The organism is Massilia hydrophila, assembly GCF_020208145.1.
GTDB lineage: Bacteria > Pseudomonadota > Gammaproteobacteria > Burkholderiales > Burkholderiaceae_D > Telluria > Telluria hydrophila.
In genome coordinates this window covers 581,597-600,462 of the sequence record NZ_JAHYBX010000001.1, presented here as the reverse complement: position 1 = coordinate 600,462, position 18,866 = coordinate 581,597, and the positions used below count along the sequence as shown (strand labels likewise).

15 protein-coding genes are annotated in these 18,866 nt (G+C 66.5%); all 15 read right to left on the bottom strand.

The window, feature by feature from the left end; genetic code table 11:
- Positions 1-21 precede the first annotated feature (21 nt).
- The 15 genes from LE190_RS02645 to LE190_RS02575 all read right to left on the bottom strand — a co-directional run bounded on the left by LE190_RS02645 (position 22) and on the right by LE190_RS02575 (position 18,811).
- On the bottom strand, positions 22-1,104 hold the full coding sequence (locus LE190_RS02645) for a glycine zipper 2TM domain-containing protein (protein ID WP_225237258.1): 1,083 nt from the start codon (positions 1,102-1,104) through the stop codon (positions 22-24).
- Between the two features lie 95 nt (positions 1,105-1,199).
- A complete protein-coding gene (pdeM, locus tag LE190_RS02640; protein WP_225237257.1) occupies positions 1,200-1,874 on the bottom strand; it encodes a ligase-associated DNA damage response endonuclease PdeM in 675 nt (224 codons plus the stop codon).
- The gene (locus LE190_RS02635; protein WP_225237256.1) at positions 1,871-4,333 is read right to left on the bottom strand and encodes a ligase-associated DNA damage response DEXH box helicase; all 2,463 of its coding nucleotides are present in this window, start codon (positions 4,331-4,333) and stop codon (positions 1,871-1,873) included. The genes pdeM and LE190_RS02635 overlap by 4 nt, the downstream gene beginning before the upstream one ends.
- The gene (locus LE190_RS02630) at positions 4,330-5,991 is read right to left on the bottom strand and encodes an ATP-dependent DNA ligase (protein ID WP_225237255.1); all 1,662 of its coding nucleotides are present in this window, start codon (positions 5,989-5,991) and stop codon (positions 4,330-4,332) included. Before LE190_RS02630 ends, LE190_RS02635 begins: the two co-directional genes overlap by 4 nt.
- Positions 5,984-7,075: a ligase-associated DNA damage response exonuclease gene (locus LE190_RS02625; RefSeq protein ID WP_225237254.1), complete on the bottom strand. Its 1,092-nt coding sequence runs from the start codon at positions 7,073-7,075 to the stop codon at positions 5,984-5,986. Before LE190_RS02625 ends, LE190_RS02630 begins: the two co-directional genes overlap by 8 nt.
- A 16-nt stretch (positions 7,076-7,091) precedes the next feature.
- Positions 7,092-8,816, bottom strand: a complete 1,725-nt coding sequence (locus tag LE190_RS02620; protein WP_225237253.1) for a RecQ family ATP-dependent DNA helicase — start codon at positions 8,814-8,816, stop codon at positions 7,092-7,094.
- Positions 8,817-9,158: 342 nt separating this feature from the next.
- Complete coding sequence (locus LE190_RS02615; protein WP_225237252.1) at positions 9,159-9,626, bottom strand: hypothetical protein; 468 nt, start codon at positions 9,624-9,626, stop codon at positions 9,159-9,161.
- Positions 9,627-9,704: 78 nt separating this feature from the next.
- Positions 9,705-9,926 (bottom strand): hypothetical protein, encoded by a 222-nt coding sequence (locus LE190_RS02610; protein WP_225237251.1) that lies wholly within the window; start codon positions 9,924-9,926, stop codon positions 9,705-9,707.
- A 9-nt stretch (positions 9,927-9,935) separates the two neighbouring features.
- On the bottom strand, positions 9,936-10,088 hold the full coding sequence (locus LE190_RS02605) for a hypothetical protein (RefSeq protein ID WP_225237250.1): 153 nt from the start codon (positions 10,086-10,088) through the stop codon (positions 9,936-9,938).
- Between the two features lie 104 nt (positions 10,089-10,192).
- Positions 10,193-11,770: an alkyl hydroperoxide reductase subunit F gene (gene ahpF / locus LE190_RS02600; protein ID WP_225237249.1), complete on the bottom strand. Its 1,578-nt coding sequence runs from the start codon at positions 11,768-11,770 to the stop codon at positions 10,193-10,195.
- An 88-nt stretch (positions 11,771-11,858) separates the two neighbouring features.
- Positions 11,859-12,422, bottom strand: coding sequence for an alkyl hydroperoxide reductase subunit C (gene ahpC, locus LE190_RS02595; RefSeq protein WP_224942955.1), 564 nt, complete (start codon positions 12,420-12,422; stop codon positions 11,859-11,861).
- A 230-nt stretch (positions 12,423-12,652) separates the two neighbouring features.
- Positions 12,653-13,867: a hybrid sensor histidine kinase/response regulator gene (locus LE190_RS02590; protein WP_225237248.1), complete on the bottom strand. Its 1,215-nt coding sequence runs from the start codon at positions 13,865-13,867 to the stop codon at positions 12,653-12,655.
- Positions 13,864-14,481, bottom strand: a complete 618-nt coding sequence (locus tag LE190_RS02585; protein WP_225237247.1) for a chemotaxis protein CheB — start codon at positions 14,479-14,481, stop codon at positions 13,864-13,866. Before LE190_RS02585 ends, LE190_RS02590 begins: the two co-directional genes overlap by 4 nt.
- The gene (locus tag LE190_RS02580; RefSeq protein WP_225238040.1) at positions 14,478-15,269 is read right to left on the bottom strand and encodes a CheR family methyltransferase; all 792 of its coding nucleotides are present in this window, start codon (positions 15,267-15,269) and stop codon (positions 14,478-14,480) included. Before LE190_RS02580 ends, LE190_RS02585 begins: the two co-directional genes overlap by 4 nt.
- Positions 15,270-15,316: 47 nt before the next feature.
- Positions 15,317-18,811, bottom strand: coding sequence for a response regulator (locus tag LE190_RS02575; protein WP_225237246.1), 3,495 nt, complete (start codon positions 18,809-18,811; stop codon positions 15,317-15,319).
- Positions 18,812-18,866: the final 55 nt, after the last annotated feature.

The window sequence follows — 18,866 nt, the reverse complement described above, 5'->3', positions numbered from 1 at the left end:
GTTTCCTTGCCGCGCTGCGTCTTACTGGTCGCGCACGAGCACGCCCTTGTTGACCCGCACCCGGTCGCCCTGGCGGAAGCCCGGATCGTTCTCGTACTGCAGGGTCTGGAGTGCGCCACTGTTGGTATAGCGCACCACGACCTCATAGCGCTGTTCGCGGTTCATGTTGCGCTCGATATTCCGGCCGGCGATACCGCCAGCCACCGCGCCGGCCACCGAAGCCGCGGTACGGCCACTGCCGCTGCCGACCTGGCTCCCGAGCAGGCCGCCGACCACGGCGCCGCCCACCGTGCCCAGGTAACTGCCATTGCCCGACACCTCGATCACATTCACCGTTTCCACCACCGCGCAGTTGCTGCAGTAACGGGCCTGGCGTGGTGCCTCCATGCGTCCGCCGCCCAGCAGCGGGCGGCCCAGCACCGAGGTGGTATAGCGGCCGTTGGCGCGGATGGTGGCGGTGACGCGGCTGTCGGGCGCAATACGGTCGGCGCCGCGGATCGTGTAGATGGCATCGTATTCGCCGGGACGCACTTCCGGCAGGAAGAACACGCCGCGCGCACCCGCGATCGCGACCTCGACCCGGCCGCCCGGCGTGCCGAACACGGTGAAGCGCAGCTCGTTGCCCGGGCCCAGTTCCGGGCTGCCCTGCACTTCGAAGCGCTGGATGGCCGGCATCGACGCCAGCTGGCCGCTGCGGCTGCGCGGCGCATTCGCCTGCAGCAGCGATTCGCGCAGCAGGCTGGTCGCCACCTGGTTGCCCAGGCGCAGGTTGGCGGTGACGCCGCTTTCCGGACGGATGCGGTCATGGGTGCCGATGATGTAGGTGCCGCTGTACTGGCCGGGCTCGACTTCGGTCAGGTTCAGGTTGCGCGTGGCGCCATCGATGCGCAGCATGGCGCTGCCGCCCGGGGTGCCATAGAGCTCGAAGTGCAGCTCGACGCCGGGCGTCAGGCGCCGCACTTCCTCGACGTTGAATCCATTGATGATGGGCGTGTAGACGCGGTTGCTCTGGTATGACTGTGCCTGGGCGTGCGCGCCCATGGCGACCGGGCCCAGCGCCAGCAGCGCGGCGCACACGGCTTGCAGCAGCTTGCGGAAATACATGGTCATTCCTCCCTGTCGACGATGTGATGGGAACACCTTGCTATCCGGGTGGAATGTACGCCCGCCCGTGTATGGGGTCGGTACGCTAACGAACGCTAGCCTATGCCATGGACGGCCTCGCCCGAGCTGACGTAGATGCGCTCGCCCGGCGCAGGGCGGATCGCATGGCCGCCGGTAAACGCGCCGAAGGAAGGCAGGATCATGCGCTCGGGTCCGACCACGAAACAGGGCAGGCGCAAGGCGTCGAAACGGGTCGCCAGCACGTACACCGGGTGGATGTGGCCGGCCAGCGCATAGCCCGCGGCTTCCCGGTCCAGCGCCAGGTCCGGATGGTGGCAGAAGGCGAAGGGGCCGAGCGTGTGCGGCTCGTCGACCAGGGCGATGCGCAACAGCGCAGCCGGGTCGCCCGCATGGCGGTCGTGGTTGCCGCGCACCAGGGTCAGCGCCAGGCCGCGGCGCCGCTCGCGCCAGGCCAGCATCGCCGCCTGGGTGGCGCTGGCGTGCGCCGCGCGCGCATGCAGGAAGTCGCCCAGGAACACCACGTGGCGCGCGCCGTGCGCGTCCACGAGGGCGTCCAGCCCGGCCAGGTTCTCGCTGGTGGTCCCGCGTGGCACCGGCACCCCGAGGGCGCGGAAGGCGGCCGCCTTGCCGAAGTGGATGTCGGCGATCACCAGCATCTGTTCACGGGGCCAGTACAGGGCCTTCTCCGGAAGCAGCAGCACCTGCTCGCCCGCCACCTCGACCGCCAGCGCACCCTGTGATGCCGTCATGCCGCGGCCGCCTTTTCCAGTTCGCGCACCATGCGCGCCACGCGGTCGGACAGCTTCTCTGTGCTGACCTTTTCGCGGAAACGCTCCACCATCAGCGCGAAACCAAAGGGCGTGGCCCGCTTCACCTCGCGCAGCACGATGCGGCGCAGGTGCAGTTCGTCCAGCGTCTCGCGTAGCCGGGTCAGTTCCAGCTCCTGCTCCAGCACCTCGCGCTGGGCCTGGGTGAGCAGCAGGTTGCCGCTGTCGTGCTTGCGGAAGACCTCGAAGAACAGCGAGGACGAGGCCTGCAGCTGCCGGTTCGATTTCGGCTGGCCCGGATAGCCCTGGAACACCAGGCCGGCGATGCGCGCCACCTCGCGAAAGCGCTGCTGCGACAGCTGGGTGGCGTTCAGGCTGCCCAGTACGTCCTCGAGCAGGGAGCCGGTACCGAGGAGCGCGACATCGGCGCCGGTGGCGCCGGCGAACAGGCGCTCCCAGCCCACCGGCTCCGGGGTGAGCAGCTCGAAGCCGTAGTCGTTCACCGCGATCGAGAAGGTCGCGGGCTGCATGCGCCCCAGCCGGTAGGCCAGCAGCGCGGCCAGGCCGGTATGCACCGAGCGGCCGCCGAACGGATACACGAACAGGTGGTGGCCTTCGCGGCTCTTCATGCTTTCGATGACGAGGGTCTCGTCGGTCGGCAGCGCCGACCAGCGGCACTGGATCTCGATCAGCGGGCGCAGCGCCTGCATTTCCGGGCCGTCGTAGATGCCCTGCGAGGCCAGGCGCAGCTCTTCCAGCGCCGCATGCGCCAGCTCCGAAGACATCGGCATCTTGGCCCCGCCCCAGCGCGCGATGGCGCCACGGCTGGCGTTCGCGCGCTTCACGAAGGCCGTCATCTCGTGCACCCGCACGAATTCCAGGATGCGCCCGCCGAACAGGAAATGGTCGCCCGGCTTCAGGCGCGCGATGAAGGATTCCTCGACGCTGCCGATGCGCCCCCCGCTCATGTACTTCACCGAGATGCTGGCATCGGACACGATGGTGCCGATGCCCATGCGGTGGCGGCGTCCGATGGCGGCGTCGGGCACGCGGTAGACGCCCTCCTCGTCCGGCAGCACGCGCCGGTATTCCGGGTACACGGTCAGGCTCTGGCCGCCGCGCGCGACGAAGTCGAGCGCCCACTGCCATTCCTCTTCGTCCAGGTGGCGGTAGGACCAGGCGCGCCTGACCTCCCGGTACAGTTCCCCGGAGCGGAAACCGCCGCCCAGCGCCACCGTCACCAGGTGCTGCACCAGCACGTCGAAGGGCTTGTTGGGCACGTAGCGGCCTTCGATGCGGCGCGCCGCCACCGCTTTCTTGGCGCCGGCGGCCTCCAGCAGTTCCAGGCTGTTGGTCGGCACCAGGGTCACGCGCGACACCCGCCCCGGCGCATGGCCGCTGCGTCCGGCGCGCTGCAGCAGGCGCGCGATGCCCTTGGCGCTGCCCACCTGCAGCACGCGCTCGACCGGCAGGAAGTCCACGCCCAGGTCCAGGCTGGCGGTGCAGATCACGGCCTTCAGCTCGCCCTTCTTCAATCCCGCCTCGACCCATTCGCGCACCTCGCGGTCGAGCGAACCGTGGTGCAATGCGAGCACGCCGGCCCAGTCGGGGCGCGCATCGATGATGTTCTGGTACCAGATCTCGGACTGGGCCCGCGTGTTGGTGAAGACCAGGGTCGCGTCGTGCCCTTCGATCTCGCGGATCACCGGCTCCAGCATCTGCAGGCCCATGTGGCCGCCCCAGGGAAAGCGCGCCACGTTCTCCGGGATCAGGCAGTCCACCTGGATTTTCTTGCGCAGGTCGCCCTCGACCAGCACGCCTTCGTCACCGCCCAGCAGCACCTGGCGCGCCAGGTCGAGGTCGCCCATGGTGGCCGACACGCCCCACACCAGCAGCTCCGGACGCCAGTGGCGCAGCCTGGCCAGCGCCAGCTGCACCTGCACCCCGCGCTTGCTGCCCATCAGTTCATGCCACTCGTCGATGACGATCATGTCCAGCTGCCGGAACTGCTCGGCCGCCTGCGCATGGCTCAGCATCAGCGACAGGCTCTCGGGCGTGGTCACCAGGGCGGCCGGCATCCTGCGCGTCTGGCGCGCGCGCTCGGCGCTGGACGTGTCGCCGGTGCGCGCGCCGACCTGCCATTCGGGCAGCAGCTGGGCCGTGCTTTCTTCCAGCGCGCGCATGGTGTCGGCCGCCAGGGCCCGCATCGGCGTGATCCACAGCACCCGCAGACCCGCCTTGGCGCGGCCGCCCTGCAGGCCGGCACGCTGCAGGGCCGCGAACCAGACGGCGAAGGTCTTGCCGGCGCCGGTGTTCGCATGCAGCAGGCCGGAGTCGCCCTGCAGCGCCGCCTTCCACACCGCGCGCTGGAAGGGAAAAGGCTTCCAGCCGCGCGCCGAAAACCAGGCATCGACGCGCTCGGCGACGGGGTTCTTGCTCATGCTTCGTCCGTGCCTTCGTCATTGAGCGGCGCCGCCGCGGCCAGCAGGCCCTTCAGGATGTCGAGGGTATCTGCGTCCTCGACCGGCTTGTCGTCGCGGCGCCGCAGGATGCGCGGGAAGCGCACCGCGATGCCGGCCTTGTGGCGGGTCGACAGGGCGATGCCCTCGAAGCCGATCTCGAACACCATGGTCGGCTTCACCGAGCGCACCGGCCCGAATTTCTCGATGGTGGTCTTGCGCACGGCATTGTCGACCTGCCGGATCTCGGCGTCGGTCAGGCCCGAATAGGCCTTGGCGAAAGGCACCAGGCGGCGCTCCTCCCCTTCGCCATCCCATACCGCGAAGGTGTAGTCGGTGTACAGCGAGGCGCGCCGACCGCTGCCGGCCTGGGCGTAGATCAGCACCGCGTCCACCGTATACGGATCGATCTTCCACTTCCACCAGGTGCCGACATCCTTGGTGCGCCCCACGCCGTAGCGGGCGTCGCGCGCCTTGAGCATCATGCCCTCGACGCCGCGCGCGCGCGACTCGGCGCGCAAGGCCGCCAGCGCGGCCCAGCTATCGGACCGGATCACCGGCGCCAGGCGCAGCTGCGGCGCCGCGATCGCCGCCAGTTCGGTCTCCAGCAGCGCGCGCCGTTCGTGCTGGGGCAGCGCACGCAGGTCGACGCCGCCGAATTCGAGCAGGTCGTAGCAGCACAGCACGGCCGGCAGCTCGGCCAGCAGCTTCGGGCCGAGGGTCTTGCGGCCGATGCGCTTCTGCAGGTCGGCGAAGGGCGCCGGCGCCTCGCAGCCGGGCTGCCAGATCAGCACTTCGCCATCGAGCACCGTCCCTTCCGGAAGGCGCACATTGGCCAGCTCCGGGAAGCGTTCGGTGATCAGGTCTTCGCCGCGCGACCACAGGAAGTTCTGCCCGCCCCGGCGCACCAGCTGGGCGCGGATGCCGTCGTACTTCCACTCCACCTGCCAGTCGTCGATCTCGCCCAATGCCGCCGGCTCGCCCTGCAACTGGTGGGCCAGGAAGAAGGGATAGGGCTGGCCGCCGCGCAGCTTGTGTTCTTCATCCGACTGGGCGGCGATCAGCTGCAGGAAGCTGGCGGCGGTCGGTCGCACCGAATTGTCGGTCCAGCCCATCAGGCGCTGCGCCACCAGCTTGCTGTCCACCGCGGCGATCGCCGCCAGCGCGCGCGTCACCAGCAGGCGCGAAACGCCAACCCGGAATCCGCCGCCGATCAGCTTCACGAACAGGAAGCGTTCGCGCCAGTCGAGTTCGTCCCAGGCCGCGAACAGGGCTTCGCGGATGGTGCCCGGGTCGGCCCCGCGCAAGGGACCGATCCTCTCTTCCATCCATTCGGCCAGGCCGACATCGCTGCGCCGGCTCGGCGGCGGCAGGATATGGGCGATGGTCTCGGCCATGTCGCCCACGGCGTGGTAGGACTCGTCGAACAGCCACTCGTCCAGGCCCGCGTATTCGATCGCGTACTGGCGCAGCAGCTTGGTGGGCACGGCCTGGCGCGGCTTGCCGCCGGCCAGGAAGTACACCGCCCAGGCCGCGTTCTCGGGGGCGGCGTGCGAGAAATAGGATTGCAGGGCGTCGAGCTTGCGGGTGGTGGACGTGGTGTCGTCGAGTTCGGCGTACAGGCGGGCGAATTCACGCATCGGGCTCTCCCGATGGTCCCTCCTCGACCGCTTGTTCTGCCGCCGCTTCCTTTGCCGCATCTTTCGATGCCGCCGCCCCGGCCGGCGGCAGCGCCTCGTCCTCTTCCTCGTCGCCGTACTCGGTGTCGAAACCCTTCGCGTCCAGGCCATTCTGGCACAGCCAGCGCACCATGGTCGGGATCGAACCGTGGGTGACGATCACCTGCTCGGCGCCGGTGGCCTGGATCGCGCTCATCAGCCCCGGCCAGTCGGCATGGTCGGACAGCACGAAACCGCGGTCCACGCCGCGCCGGCGGCGCGCCCCGCGCAGCAGCATCCAGCCGCTGGCGAAGGAATCGCTGTAGTCGCCGAAGCGCTTCATCCAGGGCGAGCCGCTGCTCGATGGCGGCGCGATCACGATGGCCCGGCGCAGCAGGGCCTTGTCGATCTCGCTGACCATGCGGGTTTCGGGCAGCGCGACGCCGCCGGCGCGGTAGACGCGGTTGAGCGGCTCCACCGCGCCGTGGCAGACGATCGGGCCGATCGATGGATCCAGGCGCGACAGGATGCGCTGGGCCTTGCCGAAGGAATACGCGAACACCACGCTGCAGCGCCCCTCGTCCGCATTGCGGCGCCACCAGGCGTTCATCTCGTCGATCACCTGCTGTTCCGGGTCCCAGCGGTAGATCGGCAGGCCGAAGGTCGATTCGGTGATGAAGGTGTCGCAGCGCACCGGCTCGAAGGGCGCACAGGTTTTATCCGGTTCCACCTTGTAGTCGCCCGAGGCGACCCAGACTTCGCCGCCGCACTCCATGCGGATCTGGCTTGATCCAAGCACGTGGCCGGCCGGGTGCAGCGAAATGCGCACGCCGTTGTGGGTGACCGTCTCGCCATATTCCAAGCCCTGTACCTGGATGTCGCCGAGGCGCGACTTCAGCACGCCAACGCCGGGCGCCGCCGCCAGGTAGTGGCCGTGCCCGTAGCGCGCATGGTCGCCGTGGGCATGCGTGATCACGGCCCGGTCGACCGGGCGCCAGGGGTCGATGTAGAACCCGCCAGGCACGCAGTACAGGCCCTCCTTGCGAACGACAACCATGTCTCCCATGCGGTCCTTTCCCGGCTCAGTGCTGCACGTCGGCCGGCTCGAGAAACTCGGCCAGGAAGGTGCGCGGCTCTTCCTGGTCCGCAAACGCCAGGGTTACCTGGTCGCCAGCGACGGCGACCACGGTCCCTTCCCCATATTTCGGCGCCTTCGCGCGGCCGCCGACTTCGAACTGCGGACCGCTTGGCGCAGGCTGGGGCTCGTGGGCGAACTCGTCGTCGCGGATGACGATGTCCTCGGTGAGCGTGAGTGCCGGCGGATTCAGGCAGTTGTCGCACTTGCAGCACTTCTCGAAACCCTCGACCGTGTCGCCAAAATAGTCCAGCAACAGCTTCCAGCGGCAAAAACCGCTGACGGCATAGCCTACCATCTGGTCGAGCGCTTCGCGGTCCCGTTCGGCCTTCTGGACATAGACCTCGGCCAGTTCCATGAACAGTTCCGGGTCAGGCTCCTTATTTGTCAGCAAGAACTCGAGCTTGCGGTTCTGGCGCAGCAGCTTGCCGTCCTTGAGGAGCTTGAGGCAGACCTTCAGCTTGGCCTCGCCCGCCTCTTCCAGCGTCTCACCCAGGCGTTCGTAGATGACCGCGCCGTCCTGCGCCAGTTCGCGCACGGCGCCATGGACGGTCTGCAGCTCGGCGGCGCTCGGGTAGTGCTTCACCAGGAAGAACTGCTGGATGCGCTTGTCGTCCTGCAGGAAGAGCAGCGTGCAGTGCGCATCCAGGCCGTCGCGTCCGGCGCGGCCCGATTCCTGGTAATAGGACTCGAGGTTGGCGGGAATCTGCAGGTGGATCACGAAGCGGGTATCGCTCTTGTCGATCCCCATGCCGAAGGCATTGGTGGCCACCATGACGCGGCGTTCGCCGTTCATGAACATGTCCTGGTTCAGCTTGCGCTCGGCCACCGGCAGCTTGCCGTGGTAGATCGTGACCGATTCGCCCGCCTCTTCCAGCACGGCCAGCATTTCCTCGGCCACCTTGACAGTAGCGGCGTAGACGATGCCGACGCCCTCGGTGTCCTGCACCAGCTTCAAGGCCTGCGCCAGCTTTTCCTGCGGATTGGTCACCTGCACCACGCCGTAGTGCAAATTCGGCCGGTAGATGCCGGTATTAATGACGTTCATCCTGGGACGGCCCAACTGCTTGCGGATGTCGGCGATCACGTCCTCGGTGGCGGTCGCGGTCAGGGCCAGCACCGGCGGCTTGCCAAGCGCATCGATGGCGGCGGCGATGCCGATGTAGGCCGGGCGGAAGTCGTGTCCCCACTGCGAGATGCAGTGGGCTTCGTCGATCACCACGATGTCGAGCGTAACCCCGTTGAGCACCGCGATGAATTCGGGCGAGACCAGGCGCTCCGGGGTACAGAACACGATCTCGCAGTCTTCGTTCGCAATCGCCTCGATGGCAGCCGCTTCTTCCTCGGCATTCAGGCTGCTGTTGACCTGGACCGAGCGGATGCCCAGCTCCTCGAGTTTCTCGAGCTGGTCCTTCATCAGCGAGATCAGCGGCGAGACCACGACGGTGATCCCTTCCAGCATCTTGGCGGGGATCTGGTAGCACAGCGATTTGCCGCCGCCGGTCGGCATGATCGCCAGCGTGTCCTTGCCGTCGAGGACGCTGTCGATGACGTGTTGCTGGCCTTCGCGCAGCTGCTCGATACCGAAAACGGAACGCAGCAGGCGACGGATGGTGTTGCGGCGCACGGCCAGCAGGCCGCGGTGCAGGAGTTTGGGTTCGTGTCGGGTCATGATGGAAGCTACTCTATGCCTGCCTCATGCGCACAACTATAGGACGCGACCTACCAAACCCGTAGGAAGTCATCTTTCACACGGCCGCCAACCGTCGTGACAATGTCACAAGGTTTATTCCTACAATTGGACGGAGTTTTTGCCGATGGCAAGCGATTGGGTTGATGCCTAAGATGACACCATCGCTACTACGCATTCAACGATTAGGAGTCTCATCATGGCACGCCACCATCCAATGACCTGGACCGCAGTCCACCTGGCCCTGGCCAGCGCGGCCACCTGGCTGCTGCTCGAGACCGAAGCGCTGACAGGCGCCTTGCTAGTTGCCTTCCACTAAATGGTTTAGCAAGCCAGTTTCTTGTAGCGTTTGCGCAGCAAGAACAGATCCTGCCGAACCGATTCTGTCACTGCGGCCCTCGAGCGGCGTTCAAGCTGCTCTATTGTGAGGATAGCCGCTTCGAGTTGCCGACACTCGCTCTGTGACGATGCATCCATGTATTGACGGCGGGAGGCTGTCGCAAATTGGGATGGCGTCATGCCGGTCAACGGCTTGAGGGCATGCGCAAACTGCTCGGCACGGATTTCATTCGCAACGTCTGCCCCGATCCTTCTCGAGCCCGACAGGCGGTCAGCGCCCCGGGTCGGCACGACATCGAGCCGCTCGGCGCCGACGCATGGTTCGTCCGAATAACTGACAGTGCCCTTACCCTGGCATTTATAGATGATGCGATCCGGCGCCGGAAGCTGGGACTGGGCGGCGGCATATGGCGTCGACATGCCAAGCAGTAGAAAAAAGTGGATAGATCGCATTTCTGTCATGGTTGTACGAGACGCTGCCGCGGGCAGGCACAGCGTCTGATCGCTCGCCGGATAGGTGGGCCTAGCTTACTAGAATTTCTTGCAGCGATTCTCGCCAATGATCACGCGCCCCTGACTGAAGCGCCCATGGGCGACAGTGGGTTCCGGCATGAGCGCATACTCCGGCACCACGCCGGCCCGATGCGGACGGTTGTCCGGCATCGCCGTGAGCAGCTGCGCGGTGCCGACGATGCGGCCCGCGCCGTCTTCCGTCACCCGCAGCGCACGTTCGCCACGCTCGACGCTTGTCACTACGCCGCGTCAGACAGCAAGCGTCTTATCGCGCGCCAGCGGCAGCATGAAGCTCACGGACGCGCCGCCTTCGACGCAAACGGCAAGCAGCTCGGCCAGTGTCTCGCCGTCTGCCGCGGCCTTGTCCGCATCGACGCGCGGCACGGTGATCGATGCATCCATCCAATCCTTCCTGATTTGAATTATCCAGTGCGCCGGATTGTACGGACAAATAAAAACGCCATTCCTGTGCAAGGAATGGCGTTGCGACTGAAAAGGCCGTTGGCTTAAGCCGCCTTAGCTTGCTCGGTTTCTTCTTCCACCGGCAGGCGCATCAGGTAGTCGAATGCCGCCAGCGAAGCCTTGGCGCCCTCCCCCACCGCGATCACGATCTGCTTGAACGGCACCGTGGTGACGTCGCCCGCCGCGAACACGCCCGGGATCGAGGTCTGGCCCTTGGCGTCGACTTCGATCTCGCCGTGGGCCGACAGGTCCATCGTGCCCTTCAGCCATTCGGCGTTCGGCACCAGGCCGATCTGGACGAACACGCCTTCCAGGTCAACGCGCTTGAGCTCTCCGCTGTTGCGGTCCTTGTAGGACAGGCCGTCCACGATCTTGCCGTCGCCGTGGATCTCGGTGGTCTGCGCCGACTTGATCACGGTAACGTTCTTCAGCGAGTACAGCTTGCGCTGCAGGACCGCATCGGCACGCAGCTCGGCGCCGAACTCGATCAGGGTCACTTCCTTGACGATGCCGGCCAGGTCGATCGCCGCTTCGACGCCCGAGTTGCCGCCGCCGATCACGGCCACGCGCTTGCCCTTGAACAGCGGACCGTCGCAGTGCGGGCAATAGGCCACGCCCTTGTTGCGGTACTCGCGCTCGCCCGGCACGTTGATCTCGCGCCAGCGCGCGCCGGTGGCGATGATGACCGATTTCGACTTGAGCACGGCGCCGCTCTCGGTATGCACTTCGATCAGCTTGCCCTCGACCAGCTTGTTGGCGCGCTGGGTGTTCATGATGTCGACTTCGTAGTGCTTCACGTGCTCCTCCAGGGCGACGGCGAATTTCGGGCCGTCGGTTTCCTTCATCGAGACGAAGTTCTCGATGGCGAGCGTATCGAGCACCTGGCCGCCGAAGCGGTCGGCCAGCACGCCGGTGCGGATGCCCTTGCGGGCGGCGTAGATCGCCGCGGCCGCGCCGGCAGGACCGCCGCCGACGATCAGCACGTCGAACGGGTCTTTCTTGTTCAGTTCAGCGGCCTTGCGGGCGCCGGCCTTGGTGTCGATCTTGGCCAGGATCTCTTCCACGCTGGTGCGGCCCTGGCCGAAGTGCTGGCCGTTCAGGAACATCATCGGTACCGCCATGATCTGGCGCGCTTCGACTTCTTCCTTGAACACGCCGCCATCGATGGCGACGACCTTGATGCGCGGGTTAATCACCGACATCGAATTCAGCGCCTGCACCACTTCCGGGCAGTTGTGGCAGGACAGCGAGATGAAGGTTTCGAAGACGTAGTCGCCTTCCAGGTTCTTGATCTGGTCGATCACGGCCTGGTCCAGCTTGATGGGGTGGCCGCCCACTTGCAGCAGGGCCAGCACCAGCGAGCTGAATTCGTGGCCGAGCGGGATGCCGGCGAAATCCACGCCGATATCGGTGCCCACGCGGCGGATCGAGAACGAAGGCTTGCGGGCGTTGTTGCCGTCATTGCGCACGGTGATCTTGTCGCTCAACGCGGCAATTTCGCGGAGCAGTTCATCCATGTCGCGCGCCTTCGGCGAATCATCCAGCGATGCAACGAGCTCAATCGGCTGCACCACTTTTTCCAGATAGCCTTGCAACTGCTTCTTGAGGGTTGCGTCCAGCATGATGTGTTTTCCTTAAAATTCGTTAAACCAGACCAGAAAAGAAACGGGCCGCCGCGGCGGCCCGGCTCCGTACTACTGCATTACTTGCTTAGATCTTGCCGACCAGGTCCAGCGACGGGGTCAGGGTTTCCGCGCCTTCGGTCCACTTGGCCGGGCACACTTCGCCCGGGTGCGATGCGACGTACTGGGCAGCCTTGACCTTGCGCATCAGTTCCGATGCGTCGCGGCCGATGCCGTTGTCGTGCACTTCCATGACCTTGATCTGGCCTTCCGGGTTCATCACGAAGGTGCCGCGCAGCGCCATGCCTTCTTCTTCGATCATGACTTCGAAATTGCGCGCCAGGGTGCCGGTCGGGTCGCCGATCAGCGGGTAGTTCACTTTCTTGATGGCGTCCGAGGTGTCGTGCCATGCCTTGTGCGCGAAGTGGCTGTCGGTCGACACGCCGTAGACGTTCACGCCCATCTTTTCGAATTCAGGCTGGAAAGCAGCCAGGTCTTCCAGTTCGGTCGGGCAGACGAAGGTGAAGTCGGCCGGGTAGAACATCAGGATCGACCAGGTGCCCTTGAAGTTCTCTTCCGTCAGATCGATGAACTTGCCGTTGTGGTAAGCGGTGGCTTTGAACGGCTTGATCTGGGTGTTGATGAGGGACATGTAATCTCCTGTTTTCGGGTGGTTGAAAGATTTGATAGACGCCAGTGTACCGACCTGGACGGCTTTTGTGAAATTGATTGATGCGATACTCACGATTGATTTTATCTATCGTGCAAGCATTGCTCTTCCAATTCGGGGGCTATCACGCCGGCACGCCGGCGCAATCCGTGAAGTGTGGACGAAATGACAGCGGCGTGCAACCCGCGCTTCGTTTGGGTCGCTCCGCCGGCTCAGCTCATGGTGGCGGTCGGCACGGTCTGCTCGCAGGTCGGCAGCACCAGCGTGAACGTCGAGCCCTCGCCCGGCCGGCTGGTCACGCGCAGCTCGCCGCCGTGCGACAGCGCGAGCTGGCGCGAAATGTACAGGCCCAGTCCCAGGCCCTTGGGTTCGCCGTTGCGTGCGCCGCGCTCGTAGGGTTCGAAGATGCGTTCCAGGTCATTCGGCGAAATGCCCTTGCCCTCGTCGCGCACGTGGATGCTGACCAGGTCCTGCGCATACTGCACGCTCACCTCGACCGGCTGGCCGCCGCCATAGCGCAGCGCATTGGTGAGCAGGTTGACCACCACCTGCTCGATGCGGAACTCGTCCCAGCAGCCCTGGACCGGCGGATGCGGCAGCAGCGACAGCCTGCAGCCCGTGGCAGCGGCCTGCAGCGACAGGTCGCTCACCACCCGCTCGAGCAGGTCCATCAGCTGGACCTGGCCGGGCCGGATCGACAGCTGGCCGCTGCGCATGCGCGAGACGTCCAGCATGTCGTCGATCAAGCGGATCATCGACTTGATCTGGCGCTCGTCGCGCCGGATCATGGCTTCGAACTGCTCCGGACCAATGGTCGCCAGGGTGCCGCGCTTGAGCTGCAGGCTGCGCATCTGCGCTTCCAGGAACAGGGTGTTGAGCGGCGTGCGCAGCTCGTGCGCCACCAGCGACATGAACTCGTCGCGCATGCGCAGCGAGCGCTGCAGCTCTTCCTGGGTCTGGTGCAGCTCGCGCAGAAGGGTTTCCTGCTCCTGGCGGCTGTGTTCCAGGGCCGCCATCTGGCGCTGCATCTGGCGCCGCTGCTGGTCGAGCGTGACGAACACGTTGACCTTGCTGCGCACCGCATCGGAGTCGAGCGGCTTGTACAGGAAATCGACGGCGCCCGTCTCGTAGCCCTTGAAGGCGTAGTTCAACTCGCGTCCGGCGGCCGACACGAACACGATCGGGATGTTGCGGGTGCGCGAGGTCGAGCGCATCACCTCGGCCAGCTCGAAGCCGTCCATACCCGGCATCTGCACGTCGAGGATGGCAAGCGCGAAGTCGTGCTCGAGCATCAGCGCCAGCGCGTCCTCGCCCGACGCGGCCTGGTACACGGCGCGGTCCTCGCCGCGGATCAGGGCATCCAGCGCGCGCAGGTTTTCCGGCAGGTCGTCGACGATCAGGAGTTTGCTCGGATCTTGGGAATTCATGGTGTCCTCAGCATGGGAAGCAGGGTCCGGATGCCGGACAGGGGCAGCACGAGGTGCGGCGCGCAGCGGCGGATCGCTTCCTCGGGCATCGCGCTGGAGAACGCCTCGGCCGGGTCCTGCACCACGGTCAGGCCGCCGCGCTCGCGGATCCGGCGCATGCCGTCGGCGCCGTCGTGGTTGGCACCGGTGAGCAGGATGCCGGCCAGGCGCGGTCCGTAGGCATCGGCGGCCGACTCCATCAGCACGTCGATTGCCGGCCGCGCGAACTGCACCGGCGGCTCGCAGCTGAGCGAGAAGCAGCGCTCGCGCTCGACCGACAGATGATAGCCCGAACCGGCGAAATAGATCACCCCCGGCACCAGGGGCTCCTTGTCGCGCGCCTCGCGCACCGGCAGCGCGGCGCGCAGTTCGAACAGCTCGGCCAGGCGGCTGTCGCGGTCGGCCGGCACATGCAGGATGCAGACCACGGTGGGGCCGTAGCCGGCCGGCAGTTCCGGCAGCAGGCCAATCAGCGCGTCGACGCCGCCGGCCGAGCCGCCGATCACGACCAGCTCGATGCGCCGGCCCTGCAGCGCCGCGCCGATATCGCCGATGCGGTCGGCCGCGCTGCTCATGCGGCGCTCTTGCGGTAGAGGCGCTCGCGCCGGGCCAGCACGTCGAAGCGCCCGGCGTAGCTGGAGAACTCGATACTCTCCTTGCTGCCCAGGCCCAGGAAGCCACGGTAGCACAGCGACTCGTGGAACAGGCCCAGCACGCGGTCCTGCAGCTTGCGGTTAAAGTAGATCAGCACGTTGCGGCAGCTGACGAAATGGGTTTCCGAGAACACGCTGTCGGTGGCCAGGCTGTGGTCGGCGAAGGTCACGTTCTCGACCAGCGCGCGGTCGAACAGGGCGCCATCGTAGGCCGCCGTGTAGTAATCGGAAAAAGCGCGCTTGCCCCCCGCCTTCTGGTAGTTCTCGGTGTACAGGCGCATGCGCTCGAGCGCGAACACGCCGCGCCGCGCGGCCTCCAGCGACCCCGGGTTGATGTCGGTGGCGTAGATCAGGCTGCGTTCCAGCAGGCCTTCTTCCTGCAGCAGGATGGCCAGCGAATAGACCTCCTCCCCGGTGCTGCAGCCGGCCACCCACAGTTTCAGCGAAGGATAGGTCCTGAGCAGCGGCACCATATGCTCGCGCAGCGCGACCCAGTATTCCGGGTCGCGGAACATCTCGGTGACGGGAATCGTCAGGTACTGCAGCAGCTGGGCGAAGCCGTCCGGCTCGTGCATCACCCGGGCCTGCAGCGCGGACACGGTATCGCAATCCATCTCGCGCATCGCGACCAGGACGCGCCGCTTCTGCGAGGCGCCGGTATAGTCGCGGAAGTCGTAGTTGTACTTCAGGTAGACGGCCTCCACCAGCATCTTCAGCTCGATGTCGAAGTTGTCCGGCTCCTGCGGGTCGAGCGGCTTCACATGCGCTCCAGCGCCGGCATCCAGACCCGCAGCAGCGAGTACAGGCGCGACAGGTCGATCGGCTTGGCCAGGTAGTCGTTGGCGCCCGCGGCCAGGCACTGCTCCTGGTCGTCCTTCATGGCCTTGGCCGTGATCGCGATCACCGGCAGGCGGTCGAAGCGCCCGTCGGCACGGATGCGGCGCGTTGCTTCCAGGCCGTCCATGCCCGGCATCATCACGTCCATCAGCACCAGGTCGATGCCCGGCACCTCGTCCAGCTTGGCCAGGGCCTCGAAGCCGTTGCGGCCCACCTCGACTTTCGCCCCGCGCGACTCCAGCGCGCTGGTCAGGGCGAACACGTTGCGCACGTCGTCGTCCACCAGCAGGATCGTGCGCCCTTCGAACACGCGGTCGCGGCCGCGCACCGCCTTCAGCATGGTCTGGCGCTCGGACGAAAGCTCGCTCTCCACCTTGTGCAGGAACAGCGTGACCTCGTCCAGCAGGCGCTCGGGCGAGCGCGCGCCCTTGATGATGATCGAGCGCGAATACTTGAGCAGCTGGGCTTCCTCGTCGCGCGTCAGGTTGCGGCCCGTGTAGACGATCACCGGCGGGAACGAGCAGACTTCCTCGCCCGCCATCCGCTCCAGCAGCTCGCCGCCCTGCATGTCGGGCAGCTTGAGGTCGATGACCATGCAGTCGAAGATCTGTTCCTTCAGCAGGGCCAGGGCCTCGCCGCCGGTGCCGACCGCGCGGATCTCGACGTCGGCGTCGGCGATCAACTGCACCACGCTCTCGCGCTGGCGTTCGTCGTCCTCGACCAGCAGCACCCGCTTGATCTTCTGGCTCGATTTCTCCTGCAGCTTGCGGAACACCTCTTCCAGCTGCTCGCGGCTGGCGGGCTTGAGCGCATAGCCGATCGCGCCCAGATGCAGGGCCTCGCCGCCGTTCTCGACGCTGGAGACCACGTGTACCGGGATGTGGCGGGTGGCGGGGTTGTCCTTCAGCTGCTGCAGCACCGACAGGCCCGAGCTGTCGGGCAGGCGGATGTCGAGCAGCACCGCATCCGGCTTCTGGCTGGCGGCCAGCGCGAGGCCTTCGCCGGCGCTCAGGCCCACCAGGCAGCGGTAGTCGAGTTCGTGCGCCAGGTCGAACAGGATGCGCGCGAATTCCGGCTCGTCCTCGATCACCAGCACGGTGCGCCGGCCCGGCGCCGGCTGGTCGCGGTCGTCCGGGAAGCTGAGCGGCGGCGCCGGGTCGGCCGTGGCCGGGGCGGCCGCAGCTGCGGCTGCGGATCCGGCTGCGGTGGCGGGGGCCGCCGGCAGCGCCTGCGGTGGCGGCAGCGCCGGCGCCGCGGGCGGCGTCGCCGATACCGCACCGCTGCGCGGCAGGCTGAGGGTGAACAGGCTGCCCTCGCCGGGCGTGCTGGCCACCGCCAGGCTGCCGCCCAGCAGGTTGGTGAGGTCGCGCGAGATCGACAGTCCCAGGCCGGTGCCGCCGAAGCGGCGGCTGGTGGTGCCGTCGGCCTGGTGGAAGGCGTCGAAGATCTTGTCCTGCTGCTCGGGCGCGATGCCGATGCCGGAATCGCGGACCCCGAACTGCACCCAGCCCTCGGGCGTGGCCGATACCGTCATCTCGACCTGGCCGCTGTCGGTGAACTTGATGGCGTTCGACAGCAGGTTCTTGAGGATCTGCTCGACACGCTGGCGGTCGGTGGTGATCGCGGCCGGCACGTTCGGCGCCACCGTCACGCTGAAGGACAGCGACTTCTGGCGCGCCAGCGGCTCGAAGGTGCGCGCCAGGCCCTCGACCATGCGGCGCAGCGGCACGTCTTCCGGCAGCAGTTCGAGCTTGCCCGCCTCGACCTTCGAGATGTCGAGGATGTCGTTGATCAGGTGCAGCAGGTCGTTGCCGGCGGAATAGATGGTCTGGGCGAAGCGCACCTGCTCCTCGTTCAGGTTGCCGCCAGGGTTATCGGCCAGCAGCTTGGCCAGGATCAGGGAGCTGTTCAGCGGCGTGCGCAGCTCGTGCGACATATTGGCCAGGAACTCCGACTTGTAGCGGCTGGCGCGCTCCAGCTCCAGCGCGCGCTGGCGCAGCTGTTCCTGGGCGCCGGTCAAGGAGGCGTTCTTCATGTCGAGTGCCAGCGCCTGTTCGGCCAGCTGGTCATTGGTGGCGCGCAGCTCGGACTGCTGGTTTTCCAGCGCCGTCTGCGATTCTTCCAGCGCGCGCGACTGCTCTTCGAGTTCCTCGTTGGCGGTGCGCAGTTCTTCCTGCTGCACCTGCAGTTCCTCGTTCAGGGTCTGGGTCTCTTCCAGCGCGTGCTGCAGGCGCAGGCGGTACAGCACCGCCGCCATCGACGCGCCCACGCTTGGGGCGACCAGTTCCATGAACTCGCGGTCGCGCGCCTCCACCTTGTGCAGGAAGCCGATCTCGATCACGCCCTTGATCTTGCCATGATTGTGGACCGGGGCGATCAGGAGTTCGCGCGGCGCCGTATTGCCCAGGCTCGAGGCCACCTTGATGTAGCCGTCCGGCAGGTCGTGCAGCACCAGCGGGCGGCGCTCGATGGCGGCGCGGCTGGCCAGCGAATCGCCCGGCATCAGGACCTGGGCGTCGTCGGTCTTGTCGAATGCGAAGCCGTAGGCGCCGATGCGGCGCAGCACGCCGTCCTCGCCGTGCACGTACATCGCCGCCACCGCGCCGTCCAGGTAGCGTACCAGGTAGTTAAGGACGGCCTCGGCCAGCGGTTCCAGCGAGTGGATGCCGGCGCTCAGCGCGGCCAGCTCGGTCTGGCCGGAGCGCAGCCAGTCCTGGTGGCGCAGCTGGGCATTGTGCTCGGCCTCGTGCTCCAGCGTCTCCTGGTAGGAATCGGACAGCATCATCAGCTGGCGCCGTCCGAACAGGGCGAGCCCGATGCCCACCAGCAGGCTCAGGGCCAGGAATCCGATCACCGACCAGGTCGTGACGCGGCGCGCTTCGTCATTGCGTTCGCGGAGCTGGCGCCGTTCAAGGTCGAGAAAATCCTCGAAGGAGCGGCGGATCTCGTCGGTCAGGATCTTGCCGCGGCCGCTGCGCACGGCGTCGAGGTAGCTCGGATCGTTGCGGCGGCGGCGCTCGATCATATCGGCGGCGAACTCTTTCCACTGGGTCTGCGAGGCACGGATGCGCTGGATGCGCTGGATCTGGAACGGGTTGTCCGCCACCTGCTCGGTCATGCTGCCCAGTCCGCTCTGCACGCGCTGCAATGCCAGCAGATAAGGAGAGAGGAAAGCCTCGTCCCCCGCCAGCAGGTAGCCGCGCATCCCGGCCTCCATGTCGGCCACCAGCTTGCTGGTTTCCTGGGCAGTGCCGATTACCCGCTCGGAATGCTCGACCCGGTTCAGGACATTGATCAGATAGGCGATGATGGCGACGAAGACGATCGCGGTAACGACGCTCAATCCCAGCGGCAGGGCCACATTGCGGGTCAGGATGCGGCGGAATTGTGAATTATCGATGGATGAGCCGGTCATTCGCTGTGGGAAATGCGGAAAAGTTAGGAAAAAAATATCCTAAGTGTAACGCATG

Bases quoted from the DNA above. Each gene is read 5' to 3' on its own strand.
- LE190_RS02635 (WP_225237256.1), bottom strand. From the start codon at position 4,333: ATGAGCAAGAACCCCGTCGCCGAGCGCGTCGATGCCTGGTTTTCGGCG.
- ahpC (WP_224942955.1), bottom strand. From the start codon at position 12,422: ATGTCCCTCATCAACACCCAGATCAAGCCGTTCAAAGCCACCGCTTAC.
- LE190_RS02620 (WP_225237253.1), bottom strand. From the start codon at position 8,816: ATGACCCGACACGAACCCAAACTCCTGCACCGCGGCCTGCTGGCCGTG.
- LE190_RS02590 (WP_225237248.1), bottom strand. From the start codon at position 13,867: ATGAATTCCCAAGATCCGAGCAAACTCCTGATCGTCGACGACCTGCCG.
- LE190_RS02630 (WP_225237255.1), bottom strand. From the start codon at position 5,991: ATGCGTGAATTCGCCCGCCTGTACGCCGAACTCGACGACACCACGTCC.
- LE190_RS02580 (WP_225238040.1), bottom strand. From the start codon at position 15,269: ATGCTGGTGGAGGCCGTCTACCTGAAGTACAACTACGACTTCCGCGAC.
- ahpF (WP_225237249.1), bottom strand. From the start codon at position 11,770: ATGCTGGACGCAACCCTCAAGAAGCAGTTGCAAGGCTATCTGGAAAAA.
- LE190_RS02605 (WP_225237250.1), bottom strand. From the start codon at position 10,088: ATGGATGCATCGATCACCGTGCCGCGCGTCGATGCGGACAAGGCCGCG.
- pdeM (WP_225237257.1), bottom strand. From the start codon at position 1,874: ATGACGGCATCACAGGGTGCGCTGGCGGTCGAGGTGGCGGGCGAGCAG.
- LE190_RS02645 (WP_225237258.1), bottom strand. From the start codon at position 1,104: ATGTATTTCCGCAAGCTGCTGCAAGCCGTGTGCGCCGCGCTGCTGGCG.
- LE190_RS02575 (WP_225237246.1), bottom strand. From the start codon at position 18,811: ATGACCGGCTCATCCATCGATAATTCACAATTCCGCCGCATCCTGACC.
- LE190_RS02585 (WP_225237247.1), bottom strand. From the start codon at position 14,481: ATGAGCAGCGCGGCCGACCGCATCGGCGATATCGGCGCGGCGCTGCAG.
- LE190_RS02615 (WP_225237252.1), bottom strand. From the start codon at position 9,626: ATGCGATCTATCCACTTTTTTCTACTGCTTGGCATGTCGACGCCATAT.
- LE190_RS02625 (WP_225237254.1), bottom strand. From the start codon at position 7,075: ATGGGAGACATGGTTGTCGTTCGCAAGGAGGGCCTGTACTGCGTGCCT.